The organism is Streptomyces sp. NBC_01006, from assembly GCF_045162725.1.
Classification (GTDB): Bacteria; Actinomycetota; Actinomycetes; order Streptomycetales; family Streptomycetaceae; genus Streptomyces.
In genome coordinates, this window is the sequence record NZ_CP108700.1 from 124151 (window position 1) to 137984 (window position 13834).

Annotated in this window: 7 protein-coding genes and 2 pseudogenes; 3 read left to right on the forward strand and 6 right to left on the reverse strand. The window is 69.3% G+C overall.

From position 1 onward, the window contains the following. Positions 1-161 precede the first annotated feature (161 nt). Entirely contained in the window at positions 162-2531 is a 2370-nt protein-coding gene (locus tag OG509_RS00545) for a non-reducing end alpha-L-arabinofuranosidase family hydrolase (RefSeq protein WP_406179120.1), read from the forward strand. Between the two features lie 182 nt (positions 2532-2713). On the opposite strand, the pseudogene OG509_RS00550 reads toward OG509_RS00545, so the two are convergent. The 4 genes and pseudogenes from OG509_RS00550 to OG509_RS00565 all read right to left on the reverse strand — a co-directional run. Continuing rightward, a pseudogene (locus OG509_RS00550) lies at positions 2714-2821 on the reverse strand (DUF3052 family protein); the annotation flags it as partial. A gap of 420 nt (positions 2822-3241) precedes the next feature. After that, complete coding sequence (gene rph, locus OG509_RS00555; protein WP_406179122.1) at positions 3242-5842, reverse strand: rifamycin-inactivating phosphotransferase; 2601 nt, start codon at positions 5840-5842, stop codon at positions 3242-3244. Between the two features lie 256 nt (positions 5843-6098). Further along, the gene (locus OG509_RS00560; protein WP_406179123.1) at positions 6099-6323 is read right to left on the reverse strand and encodes a hypothetical protein; all 225 of its coding nucleotides are present in this window, start codon (positions 6321-6323) and stop codon (positions 6099-6101) included. A gap of 472 nt (positions 6324-6795) precedes the next feature. Further along, positions 6796-7929 (reverse strand): annotated as a pseudogene (locus OG509_RS00565) (PP2C family protein-serine/threonine phosphatase). Positions 7930-9349: 1420 nt separating this feature from the next. Here OG509_RS00565 and OG509_RS00570 point away from each other — a divergent pair. Continuing rightward, positions 9350-10396, forward strand: coding sequence for a MerR family transcriptional regulator (locus tag OG509_RS00570; protein ID WP_406179125.1), 1047 nt, complete (start codon positions 9350-9352; stop codon positions 10394-10396). A 372-nt stretch (positions 10397-10768) separates the two neighbouring features. Here the strand turns inward: OG509_RS00570 and OG509_RS00575 are convergent, their stop codons facing one another. Then, positions 10769-12034, reverse strand: coding sequence for a hypothetical protein (locus tag OG509_RS00575; protein WP_406179126.1), 1266 nt, complete (start codon positions 12032-12034; stop codon positions 10769-10771). Beyond that, the gene (locus OG509_RS00580; protein ID WP_406179128.1) at positions 12021-12404 is read right to left on the reverse strand and encodes a hypothetical protein; all 384 of its coding nucleotides are present in this window, start codon (positions 12402-12404) and stop codon (positions 12021-12023) included. Before OG509_RS00580 ends, OG509_RS00575 begins: the two co-directional genes overlap by 14 nt. A 606-nt stretch (positions 12405-13010) precedes the next feature. On the opposite strand from OG509_RS00580, the gene OG509_RS00585 reads away from it, so the two are divergent. Next, positions 13011-13376 (forward strand): hypothetical protein, encoded by a 366-nt coding sequence (locus OG509_RS00585; protein ID WP_406179130.1) that lies wholly within the window; start codon positions 13011-13013, stop codon positions 13374-13376. Positions 13377-13834 lie beyond the last annotated feature (458 nt).

Consider the following 13834-nt stretch of genomic DNA (forward strand, 5'->3'; position numbering starts at 1 on the left):
AGCCCTCCCATGACGCGACACACCCACGACCCCCGGGCGACCGCCACGCAGGAACGGCCCCACGTCCTGCACCGCACCCACCCCGCGGCGGATCAGGCCGTACCGGCCGATGCGCGCACGATCACGGCACCCAGGGTGACCCGCGCCCCCCGAGGAGAATCATGAAGGGCCTGCACCGGCTCGGCCGGCGTCGCCGGACATTGACGATAGGCCTGTCGGCCGCGGCGCTGGTGGCCGGTGTCGTAACGCTCCTCCCCAGCTCCGCCGGAGCCGCGAACCTGGGTACGCAGGCGGCCCCCTCGGGCAGGTACTTCGGCACCGCCGTGGCCGCCGGCAGGCTGGGCGACTCGACGTACGCCGCGATCCTGGACCGCGAATTCAACATGATCACCCCGGAGAACGAGATGAAGTGGGACGCCATCGAACCGTCCCGCGGCAATTTCAACTTCGGCCCCGCCGACCGGATCGTCAACCATGCCGTGGCACACGGCCAGCGCATGCGCGGCCACACCGCGGTCTGGCACTCGCAGCTCCCGTCCTGGGTCAGCTCCATCGGTGACGCGAATACGCTGCGCAGCGTGATGAACAACCACATCACCACCGAGATGACCCACTACAAGGGCAAGATCTATGCCTGGGACGTGGTCAACGAGGCGTTCGCCGACGGCTCCACCCAGCACCGCAGCTCGGTGTTCCAGAACGTGCTGGGCAACGGCTTCATCGAGGAAGCGTTCCGCACCGCCCGGGCGGCCGACTCCTCGGCCAAGCTCTGCTACAACGACTACAACATCGAGAACTGGTCGGACGCAAAGACCCAGGGCGTCTACAGCATGGTCAAGGACTTCAAGTCCCGCGGCGTGCCGATCGACTGCGTCGGGTTCCAGAGCCACTTCGGCACCGGCGGCCCGCCGTCCAGCTTCCAGACCACTTTGTCCAACTTCGCCGCCCTGGGCGTTGATGTCCAGATCACCGAGCTGGACATCGCCGGGGCGTCGTCCACCCACTACGCCAACACGGTCAAGGCCTGCCTGTCCGTGGCCCGGTGCACCGGCATCACGGTATGGGGCATCCGTGACAGCGACTCCTGGCGCGGCGGCGAAAGCCCGCTGCTGTTCGACGACAACGGCAACCCCAAGGCCGCCTACACCGCCGTCGTGAACGCCCTCAAGGCCGCCACCGGTCCCGCCACCGGCGGGACCGGAACCGGGGCGATCAAGGGTGTCGCCTCCGGTCGTTGTATCGACATCAACGGCTCCACCACCGTCAACGGCACCCAGGCGCAGCTGTGGGACTGCAACGGACAAGCCAACCAGCGCTGGACCTACACCTCTGGCAAGCAGCTGATGATCTACGGCAACAAGTGCCTGGAGGCCATGGCCAACGGCACCGGCAACGGCACCGCGGTGGTCATCGGGGACTGCAACGGCGGCGCCGGTCAGCAGTGGAACAGCAACACAAACGGCACGATCGCCGGCGTCCAGTCCGGGCTGTGTCTAGACGCCGTCGGCGCGGCCACCGCCAACCGCACCAAGATCCAGCTGCACTCCTGCTGGTCCGGCGGCAACCAGAAGTGGACCGGCCTGTCCGGGACGTCGACCCCGACAACGCCCGCGCCGACGGGCGGCACGTGTGCTCTTCCGTCGACGTACCGATGGACGTCGACGGGTGCGTTGGCGCAGCCGGCGAACGGGTGGGGCTCGCTGAAGGACTTCACCCACGTGGTGTACAACGGCAAGCACCTTGTCTACGGGTCGAACGCGTCGGGATCGTCGTACGGCTCGATGATGTTCAGCCCCTTCACGAACTGGCCGGAGATGGCCTCGGCCGGCCAGACCGGCATGAGCCAGGCCGCGGTGGCGCCCACGCTGTTCTACTTCGCGCCCAAGAACATCTGGGTGATGGCGTACCAGTGGGGTTCGTGGCCCTTCATTTACCGCACGTCGAGCGACCCCACCAACCCCAACGGCTGGTCCCAGCCGCAGCCGCTGTTCACCGGTAGCATCCCCAACTCCCCCACCGGCCCGATCGACCAGACCCTGATCGCTGACGGCCAGAACATGTACCTGTTCTTCGCCGGTGACAACGGCAAGATCTACCGGGCGAGCATGCCGATCGGGAACTTCCCGGGCAACTTCGGCTCGTCCTACACGACGATCATGAGCGACTCGGAGAGCAACCTGTTCGAGGCGCCGCAGGTCTACAACGTCCAGGGCCAGAACCAGTACCTCATGATCGTTGAGGCGAAGGGTGCGAACGGACGCTACTTCCGCTCGTTCACGGCCTCCAGCCTGAGCGGTTCGTGGACCCCGCAGGCCGCCGGCGAAAGCAACCCCTTCGCGGGCAAGGCCAACAGCGGTGCCACCTGGACCAACGACATCAGCCACGGCGACCTGGTCCGCAACAACCCCGACCAGACCATGACCATCGACCCCTGCAACCTGCAGTTCCTCTACCAGGGCAAGTCCCCCACCGCGGGCGGCCCATACGACCAACTGCCGTACCGGCCGGGTGTCCTCACCCTGAAGCGCTAACCTGCCCGATCCACGGTGATAGCGATTCGGGGCAGTCTGCCGACGCGGAGACGAGCGGTACTCGGCCCGGGCAACCCCACCTGCTGACCGATACCCACCGCTTCGAGGAACCCCAGCCGTGCGTCGGCTGGGGTTCCTCTCCTTTGTGGACTTCATCGTGGGTACGGACCGAAGCACTACGACGCCTCGCGGAGTTCCTGGTCAACGTCGTCGTCGTGCCCGATCTCTTGGACGGTCATGTCGGGCTGGAATCCGAGCCGTACCGCCAAACTCGTCTCTACTGTCGTCATGGGTGCCCCCTCCACTTCCGGAGCGAACACATCCACAGCGGTCGCATTCCGTATGCAATCAGATACGGACAGCGCCCGCCCGGTGGTCGGGGCAGGGCTTGCCATTCCGGTCAGCGCCGGGCATGTCCTTACGCACGAGCAGTTCCACACTCCTGCCGGTAGGCGCAGCGCTTTGCCGCCCGCGCACCGGATCCCGCGGCCGGGGAGCCACTCCATCACCGACTCGGCCGTGGCCCGTGCTCCTCGCACTGGCACACCGGGACCAGTCCACCACGGGCGGGCCGCTCGTGGCCGTCCGGCTCGTCGGACGCTCTGGTGGACCTCGTGGACCTCTCGCTCGTGGCCAGCAGGTGAACTGGAACGTGGTGGGACCCCGCTGCAACCCCGGCGGTGGTAGCCGGCCGGGGTCGGTGCGGTCGGTCAGGGAAGGATCTCGACGTACCCGTCGGTTCCGTGCACGCGGATCCGCTGGCCGTCCCGGATCAGCCGGGTGGCCTGCTCCACTCCGACGACGGCGGGCAGGCCGTACTCGCGGGCGATCACCGCGCCATGGGTCATCAGGCCGCCCACCTCGGTCACCAGGCCCGCGATTCCGACGAACAGCGGGGACCAGCTGGGGTCCGTGAAGGCCGTGACCAGGATGTCGCCCGCTTCGAGATCGGCCTCCGCCATGTCGAGGACGACGCGGGCCCGTCCCTCGACGGTCCCGGCCGAGACCGGTACGCCGACCAGGGCCCCGGTCGGCACGTCGTCCCGGCGGTACGCCCCGGTGAGGGCCTCGCCGTCCGAGGTGAGCACCCGGGGCGGCGTGAGCGCGTGGTACGCCCGGAACGCCTCCTTGCGCTGCTGGATGAGCTGCTGGTCGACGACCCGGTTCGCGCGCACGACCTCGTGGAGTTCCTGGAAGGTGAGGTAGAAGACGTCCTGCCGCTCGGCGATCACGCCCGCCTGCACGAGGCGCTCGGCTTCCTCCATCAGGGCCTGCTTGTAGACGAAGTAGCGGCTGATGATGCCGTACTTCGGGTACTCCCGGTACCCGATGAAGGTGCGGACCCGGTCGATCATCCGCTTGGCCTCTTCGGCCTTCCGCTCCCCGTCCGGCAGGGCGCGCAAGCGTGACAGCACGTCCTCTTCCTTCTGCTGCGCCTTCTGACGCCCCTGCTCGAAGCGCCGCTCGGCGGCGTCAGGCTCGAAGTTCCGTACGTTGTCGAGGATCACGGGCACCAGCGTGCTGGGGCGCTCGCGCCAACGCGGCCTGGTGATGTCGATCTCGCCGACGCAGCGCATGCCGTACCGGTCGAGGTAGGCCTCGATGGCGTCGCGCGCTGCGGTCCCGCCCGCGAACTTCGCCAGCCCGTCCAGGAAGTCCTCGTTCCGGGCACCCTGCAGGAAGGCCACCACCTCCGGCAGCGGACGGATCACGTCCGCCACGTCGAGCAGCGCCAGTCCCATCTCCGACGTGACGTTGTCGGGGGCGGAGAGCGTCAGCGTGTCAGCCGCGTTCTTCTCGCCCAGCCACTCCTGCAGCTTGTCGTTGAGCCACCACGTGGCCTCCATGCCCGCCATGATCGCCTGCATGCTCAGCGGATCGCTGAGGACCCTCTTGTGCTCCTCGAAGGCCTCCAGCAGGAAGTCGAAGAGCGCCGGTCCGCTCTTGCTCCGGATGTCGCGCTCCAGGGCGGCGATGGACACCCGGCTGCGCTCGATCAGCTCGGTGACGACGGCCGGATCGGTCTCGATCGGGGCCGGCGGGCCGCCGGCCAGCGGCCCGCCGGGACCCGCGTCCGGGAGCGACGGGACGAAGTCCCCACGGTCGAGGACGGTCTCCAGCGCGTCCCTGATCAGCGGATCGCCCTTCCCGAGCGCGTCCAGGAGGCCGGCGCGGCTCGCGGGAGAGGCCAGACGCCGGGTGACGTCCACGAACAGCCTCCCGCCGGCCTCGTGCATCGGCACCATGGCCGTCAGCTGCCACATGGAGAACCCCAGCGGCCTCATGGGGTCGGTCATCATCTGCCCGTGGCCGACCGAGACGTAGACGTGGTTCTCCTGATCGCTGCTCTCCGGGACAGGGAACAGCGTCGTGATCGGCCGGCTCTGCACGATCCAGAAGCCGTCGTCGACCAGGCACCATTCGATGTCCTGCGGGCAGCCGAAATGCGCTTCGATCCGCCGCCCGAGCTGTACCAGCCGCACGACCTGCGCATCCGTCACCGCCGGCTGCTCCTGCCGCTCCGCTTCAATCGTGACTTCGCGCGTACCTCCGGCCGGCAGGGCGGTCACGGCACGCTGTTTGGCGGCGATCGTCCTGACGACGACCTCGCCGTCCCGCACCGTGAAGACGTCCGGGTTCACCAGGCCGGAGACCAGGGCCTCGCCGAGGCCGAAGCCGGCATCCACGGTGGCGACCTTCCGGTTGCCCGTGACGGGGTCGGCCGTGAACAGAATGCCGGAGGCGTCCGGGAAGGCCATCTGCTGCACGACCACGGCCATGTGGACCGCGCGGTGGTCGATACCGTTGCGCCGGCGGTAGATCACGGCGCGCTCGGTGAACAGCGACGCCCAGCACCGGCTGACCTGCCGGAGGATCGCCGTCGGCCCCACGACGTTCAGATACGTGTCCTGCTGACCGGCGAAGGAGGCCGTCGGAAGGTCCTCCGCCGTCGCGCTGGACCGGACGGCGTAGGCGGCCTGCTCGCCGAACCGACCGAGCGCGCGGGTGATCGCCGCCACAAGATCGTCCGGGATCGCGATCCCTTCGACGGTCCGACGGATCTGCGCGCTGAGCGTGCGGATCGCCTCCCGGTCGTCCGGACTCACGCGCGACAACCGGTCGAGCAGATCGTCGACCGAGGGCGCTTCCGCGATGACCCGCCGGAAGGCCTCCGTCGACACGCAGAAGCCGCCCGGCACGCGGGTGCCTTCGATCCGCGACAGCGCGCCCAAGTGCGCGGCCTTGCCGCCGACGAGCGCGACCTGCGTCTCGTCCACCGTGTGAAGGTCCCACACGTACTGCTCGTTCACTGCGATACCTCCGGGGCGGTTGTGGCTTCGGTCGACGATTCTGCGCCCTGCCCCGGGCCTTGCGGCAAGCCCCCCGGCGCGCTATAACTTGAGAGTGGCAAGGAGATTCCTCTCCTTGCCTTTGTCATTTCCGTCGCACAGAGGAACGTCAGATCGGCGCCCTGGACAGGCTGCGCGGACGGGACGGCTCCGCGGCCGCAGCTCGCGGCACCCAGGCCTTGGCTGCCCCGTATGGGCGGGCACGGTACCCGCGGCGTCAGATGTCGCCGGTCCACACCTCGGGGCCACCGCCCTCCCACCGGATCGGCCCGTCCTCGGACAGGTCCACGTCCTCCAGGCCGGCCCGGCGCAGGAACTCCGGCACGTCCCCGGGCGTGAACGCCCGGCCGAGGTCCGCGTCCACGCCAAGCGCGTGCACGGTGACCTTGCGCCCGCCTCGCGGTGACACGGGGTGGATCACCATCTCCGTCTGGTCCGCCATGCATCCACAGTGCGGCGGGCCCACCGGTACGGCATCCCGGGTTCACCCCGCACACCGAACGGCAATGAAGTGACTCCGGCTGTGGTTCGCGAGAGCAGGAGCTCTTGACGCCTCCTCAAAAACCTTGGAGGAGAATGAGTTTGATAGAACAAGGCGGGGTTAGACGCGTGGATACCGGAAGCGAACACCCCGTAGGTGGGGGTGCTTCCGGAGCGGCCCCGCCATATGGCGCCACTCCCCCGGTGTCGTACGGCAGGCCCGCCCGCACGACGGGCTGCCGCCCGGATCCGTACGGAACCCGGACGCCCCACTTCCCGGCCCCCTCCCCGGCCGGGAACCCGGGGCCACCCGGCGAACCCCCGGCGCCGGCGCTCATACCGCCGCCCCCGGGCAACGGATCCGACGGCAGCGGCCCGGCACACGCTCCCCGTTACCTCTTTCATGGCCCTGGTCGGTGGCGCGCGGCCCGGCGTCAGCCGATCCTCAAGGCCACCAAGCAGGTGTCGTCCTCGTGCTCCTCGGGCGCGTACGCGTCCATGATCCGGTCGAGGGTGTCCTGGGGGACGAGTCCGCCGCAGGCCGTCAGCGGCTTGCGCAGGTTGTCGATGCCGTCCGCGATGTCCTCACCCCGGCCCTCGACCATGCCGTCCGTGTAGAGCAGCAGGAGGTCTCCGGGGATCAGCTCCGTGGCCGCGGTCTCGTACTCGTGCCCGGGCAGGAGCCCGAACAGCGGGCCTCGGTGCTTCGTGTCCAGCACGAAGGACCTGCCGTCGCGCAGCAGCAGCAGCGACGGATGGCCGGCACACGCCCATCGGAACCGCCGCTCCCCGTCGATGTGCCCGATGATTGCGGTCGCCGTCTCTGCAGCCGGGTCGGCTCACAGCAGCTCGTTGAGCCAGGTCGTCAGCTGGCCCGCGTGGGTCCCCGGCGCGTGGGCGAGACCCGCGAGGGCGTGCCGCTGCTGCGCCATCCGGGCGACCGCGCTCAGTCCGTGGCCACAGGCGTCGCCGATGGCGAGCAGGATCCGGCCGTCCGGCAGCAGGCGGCACTTGTACCAGTCGCCGCCCACCGCCGCGTCCGTTTCCGCCGGCAGGTACGCGGCCGCCACGGAGAGGCCCGCCTGGGCGAGCTCGGCGGAGTACGTCGGCAGCAGGGCCTCCCGCAGCGCGGCGGCGACCCGCCTCTCGGCGGCCGCCTCCTCCCGCAGCCGGTCCGACTGCCTGCGCGTCGCGGTGAGCCGCTGGCGACTGCGTACCTGAGACGTCAGGTCGCGCGCGATGATGTGCACCGACCAGGGAAGCCCGTCGGTCGCGACGACGGGATGCCCCACGAGGTGCAGGGTGCGCACCTCCCCGAGCACGCTGAAACGGATCTCGGTCCCCGACGGTTCCTCTCCGTCGACCAGCGCCAGCAGGAACTTCCCGAAGCGCGGCACGTCGTCCAGCAGGACCGTGTCACACAGCTCGGCGAGCGACAGGGGTCGGGACGGATGGTTGCGGAAGATCGACGAGAGCCCTTCCGACCAGGCGACCTCGCCGGACAGCAGGTCCCGGGTGCCCCAGCCCGTGGACCCGATGTACTTCGCGTCGAGCGAGAGCAGCTCCATGCGATTGTGGGCCGCACGCCATGTCGCCAGTACCTTGCCGCCGCAGGACGAGGCGTCGTACAGGAGTTTCGTGCTGTGCAGACCGTCGCCGCGCTGCTCCGCGTAGTCCAGTGCATACGCCTTCAGGGCACGGCCGGTGGCCAGTACGGAGTCCAGGGCGCCGACCAGTCCGCCGACCGCGGCGCCGGGCTGGACCTCCAGCAGCCGCCGGCCGATGTGGCGGTGCGGAGCCTCCAGCCACTCGGCCGCGCGCGGACGTGGTTGCCGGCCTGGACCATGAAGTCGACCGTCCGCCCGGCCTCGTCGCGCACGGGAGTGAACAGCGCGGCCGACAACGGAATGGCGGGCAGGGTCGCACAGACGCACTCCCACGGATCGTGCCCTTCGCCGCCGTCACCGCAGCCGTGCCCGGGCCCCGCGGTGCCGCACGCGCAGAACTCCTCGCCCTCCTCCGCCGACGGCGCACTGCCCGGTTCGGGATGTCCGGTTCGGGGTGTCCGTCGAGCCGGACCCTCACGGGCGAGGTGCTGCTTGAGCGTGTCGGGGTCCTGCGGGATCAAGGGGCTCATAGGTCATCACCGGCTGCGTAGGCTGGCCCGGGCCGTGCCGCCGCGGTCAGGCGGCGCCCGCGCGCAGTCTGGTCGGAATGCGGGTCAGGAGGCGCGAGACCTGCGTCTGGCTGACGCCGAGCCGCGTGCCGAGGTCGGACCGACTGGGTCATTGCCCGCCCGAACCTCAGGTACAGGATCTCCCGGTCCCGTTCACATGGCTCGCGTGAAGCGAGGGACTCGGTGGAGTGGCCGCCGACCGCGACGAGCCGCTTGATGACCGCGTTCCCGTGCATGCCGAGTTGGTCGGTGATCTCCCGGACGGGGGCGCGGCCGTGCTTGACGGCGGGTCGTCACTGGCCCTGGCGAGCTTGTGTGCGACATCCCGTGAGTTCCCGTGACCGCTGCTGAGGTCCTGAGTTACTGACCTGGGGCTTCTCCCTCGTTCGCGTGGTCGGCCAGCCAGTGACGTAACTTCGGAATTCCTGAAGCATTCTCATCCCATCCGACCAATCTGCGGCCTGGTCGAAGGCGAGGAGGCGCATGCCGTCGGCGCTGGTGGTGGTGAGGGAACTCAGCAGAGCTCTGGAGACTCACCGGATGTCGGCGAGGTTCCCGGCATGTCTCCTGCTTTCCCTGCGCTGCGCAGTCACGGAGGCGATTCTCGTGGGGAATGCGCATCCACGGCAGATGGTGTCGCCAGGACTGATGCGCCTTCGCTGAGCCCCGTCGCGTGCCAGGTCCTCACGAGCTTCTGTGGACCTGCGTGACCGCCACGGCAAGCGGCGGAAAACCTCTCCACGTCAAGATCCACCGGCTCAAGCGCCCGGGCGCTTGAGTCTCCAGCGGCTGGAGGGTCCAGGATCTCGCCCATGGAAGACGAACGCCCCGACGTGCTCACCATCGGCCAGCTCGCGCACTGCACCGGACTTTCGGTGCGCACCCTGCGCTTCTGGTCGGACGAGGGAGCGGTGCCGCCCGTGGCCCGCTCCGCGAGCGGCTACCGACTGTACGACGCCGAGTCCGTGGCCCGCGTCGAGCTGGTCCGCACCCTGCGGGAGCTGGGCCTTGGGCTCGACGACGTGTGCCGCGTTTTGAGCGGCCGCACCACGGTCGCTGAGGTCGCCGACGCGCACGTGGCCGCGCTCGACGCGCAGATCCGCTCCCTCAAGGTGAGCCGGGCCGTCCTGTCCACCGTATCGAAACGTGGTTCGACCGCTGAGGAGACAGCACTGATGAACCGGTTGGCACGGCTTTCCGCCGCCGAACGCAAGCAGATCATCGACGAGTTCAAGGAGGAGGTGTTCGGCGGTCTCGACGTCGACCCGCGCCTGCGTGACCGCCTGCGCACCTTCAGTATCGAACTGCCTGACGACCCCACACCCGAGCAGGTCGACGCCTGGATCGAACTGGCCGAGCTGGTGCGGGACCCCGGTTTCCGCGCCCGGATGCGCACCATGCTGGAGCTGAGCACCCCGGTCCCCGGGCAGAGTCGTCCCCCCGGGGCGTCCATTTGGTGGGCCAGGCAGATCGTGCAGACCGTCGCGGAGGTCAGAAAACGCGGGGTCGCTCCTGAGGGGCCGGCAGCGGCCGAAGTGCTGTCCGAGCTGTTCGGCGACGCCGATCGGGCCGCCGTGCTGTTGTGCCTGGAGGCCGGGATCGAGGCAGGGGCGGAGCGCTACCGCAGGCTCGTCGCCCGCGTGCGCGGACAGTATTCGTCTCCCGACGCGACCGAGGAGCTGGAGTGGCTGGCGCAAGCCCTGCGTCCACACGGATCAAGCCTGACCGGCCGTGCCGACCTGTCTGGTCTTCGGCTTCGAGACCCTCGGGCTGTCGGAGGTCGTTGCGTCGACGACCGTCAGCACTCCTCGTTCCCAGGCAGTGATGCGCCGGATCGGCATGACCCGGGATCCGGCTGACGACTTCGAGGATCCGAGCGTGCCCGATGGGCCGCTGCGTGCTGTACCGGACCCTCCGCAAAGATGCTCCCGGCCTACACCACTCGGCGACACGGCCAGGCCGACCCCGCGAGTTGACCCCGAACCCGCGGGTCTATTCCCCAGAAGCAGGGCACCGCACCCTCAGGTTCGCACTGAAAGACCCTCAGTTTTAGCGAACTCGCGGGGATCGTGGCCCTGCTCTCGTACGGCTACGGCCACGTGCTGTGTAGCGCTGAGTGACTGTCGTGGGCCTCGTCTTCCCAGCTCCAGCCGCCTCGTTGAGCTGAGCGGGTGACGGTGAGGGGTGGGGCTAGTACGGGTTCCGCGACCACGCGGCGCTACCGCACGGCGTCACTGCGCCCGGACGGCTTCGGCGCGCACGGACATGGCGTGCGCCGCCCGCACGGCCGGATCGCCGGCCTGCAGCAGCTCTGCCATGATCCGGCCGTCGGGTACCTCGAACTTGACCGCCTCGGGCGTCGTCCCCATGCGCAGGGTCCCGAAGCCCTCGTGGCACGCCGCCATCACCGCGTAGAAGCGCATCTCACGCTCGTACGCGACCTGCACGGCGAGCATGCTCTGCGGGTCGTAGTGGAGGGAAGACACGGGGACGGCGTTGTACCCCTTCGGGACCTTTCCGAACTTTCCCATGAGGGTGTCGATGTTCAACCCGTTCAGACCGAAGGCGCAGTGCAACCAACCGTGTTCCTCCAAGCGCGGCCAGACGGCGTACGTCTCCGGCTCGTTGGCGGAGGTCATCGCGCCGGCGACGGAGAACACGTGGCGCCGGACCATGGGGTGCGCGTAGATCCCCTCCAGATACGACCCCATGTGCTTGCGGTGGACGTCGAACAACGCGTACAACGCGGTCACGGCGTAGGACAACCTGAAGTACGCCGTGACCGCGCTGAATTCCCGCCCTCCTTCGAGCGCCGTGATCCGTCCGACGTCCTGGGCGAGCATCACCCAGTGCGTCGCCATGACATCCGCGTCCGTCTCGGCGAACCGTCTGAAGTACCGTTCGTCCTCGGGGGTGCGCACGACTCCGAGTCGCTTCATGGCGCGCAGCTGCGGGCCGTGCCGACGGTAGACGTGCGCGGCTTCGTGGCCGATGACGAACATCAGGGCCAGAGACGTCATGGACGCGACGTCGTAAGCGGCCTCCGGCGTGCAGACGTCGGAATGCAGCACCTCCAGTTCCTTCCGCCAGTCCGTACGCGTGTCCGGTGCACCGAACAGCGGATGCAGTCCCCGGGGCAGGCGCCACAAGGACTCCCACTTCGCGTCCACGTCTTCGAGGACCAGCATGACCGTGCTCCTCAGGAGGTATCCGCACAGGAGATCGGCGAGGACGTAGAACCGGCAGACGAGCCCGAGAGGAATCGTGATCACGTGGTGGTCCGGAGCGATCTCCTTGGCCCGGCAGGTGAAGAACGGAGAATCGACCAGTTCCACCGTGGTGCGGACCCCAACGGCGCGGTCGAAGTCCGCCAGCTGCGCCCGCATGACCATGAGCGAGAGCCGGCACGCCTCGACCGCGTCCTCGGACATGAAAGCGGGGAAGCCGGCCGGATCCACCGGGCCGCCCACGGCCGCCACGAACTCAGTCGCTTCCACTCTGGCCTTGCCCCGGCGTCATCCCGGTACCGCACAGCCGGTGGAGTCCCGCGTGTACGACCTTCACGGCCAGGACGGTGACCGGCACGTCGAGTTGGAGCTGTGCGTGCAGGAGGGCATCGACGACGGTCGCGGCCAGGAACTGATTGCCCTCACCGGGGTTTTCCGCGGCCCGCATCACCGCGGGATTGCCGCAGACGGCCTCGCGCAGCCGTCCCTGGAAGGAGGTGAACCACCGGCGTGCGATGAAGAGGCGCTCCTCGTCATCGTCCTCCCGGCTGCCGAAGTCCTCGCCGACCAGATGGTGGGCGATCAGCAGATCAATCTCATGTTCGGGCAGTTCCAGGAGCTCTGCCAGCCCGTTCCGCATGTTCCCCCCACAGGTGCGTGTTTTCCCCAGTGTGCCGTTGGCCGGGTGGCGGGCGCGGGCAATTCGGTGAAGCCACCGGCCTCACGCCCTGCGGTGACGCGCTGCCGCCAAGGAGGAGGGAATCGATCATGGCCATACCGCACTCGCGGAGGGAGCCGCCGCCTGTACGGCTGTCGCCGTGGTCGGAAGGGGAGGGCGTACTGTCGTCGGCCAGAGCCGGTGGTGGCCCTGCGGGCTCGGGCAACCCACCCAGCGGCACTCCGAGGCGACCGGCCGTGACGGCAGCTGCGGAGGCACGCGAACGCGTGGGCCGTCCGGCGGCACGGGCGCAGCCGGTGGTGACCGCGGCGTTCGCCGCCATGCTGATGAGCGCGAACCTGGCGACACCGCGGGTACGCCGTCTACGCCGAGGAGTTCGGATTCTCCACCGCCCGTGCTGGCCCTGATCTTCGCCGTGTACGCACTGGTGCTGATTTCCGCCCTGCTGCTGTTCGGGCAGGTCTCCGACCGGATCGGCCGGAGGCCGGCGATAGCGGTCGGGCTGGGGCTGGCCGTCCGTCCTGGCGCTGGTGTTCTTCGCGGTCGCGACCGGCACGGTGTGGCTGTTTGGCCCATAGCACGCTCGGTCTCGCGCAGGGAATGCTGCGCGGGGCTGCGACCGCTGCACTGGCCGAACTCGCCCCCTCGGACGACGCGCGCCGAGCCGCGCTGCTCGCGACGCTCGCACAGTGCGGCGGCTGCGCGGCGGGCGTGCTGGTGTGCGGAGTGCCGGCGCAGTGGGACCCGGCGCCGCAAGTCCTCCCGTTCGTCATCGGCCTGGCGGTGTGCATCGCCGTGGTCCTGGCACTGCCGCTGGTCCCGGAGACAGCCGACCGACAAACCGGCGCCCTGCGGATCCGTCAGCCGCGCGTGCCCGCCGAGATTCGTGCCGCGTTCATCAGGGTCGGGCTCACACCGTGTGGGCGGTCGTAGCCGGACTGTTCTTGGCCGTCATGCCGTCCTACGCCCGCCAATTCGTCCTGCACACCCAGAAATCTGGCGCTGCTCGCCCTGGTGACCGCGCTGGTGCTGATCGCACTGGGCCTGCTGGCCCTCGTCCTGGCCTCCCCGGCACAGAGCGGGATCCTGCTGGCGACCGGGTCGGTCTTGGCCGGGGCGGGGCACGGCATCGCGTATTTGGCGGCGCAGGACGACCTGACCCGGTTCGCGCCGGACGCGCAGCGCGCCGAGGTCAGCGCGGCTTCCTACGTCTGCATCTACCGGGGCGTCTCGTTTCCGGTCATCAGCATCGGGCTGCTCGCCGTGGCGACGACCCTGTTCATCGCGGTGGCCACGTTCGCGGCGGTGACGGGCTGCGCGGCGCTGGCGGTGGCCGTGGGGCACCTGCGACGCGGATACGACGAGCGGCACACCGGAGGCGTGTCCGCAGG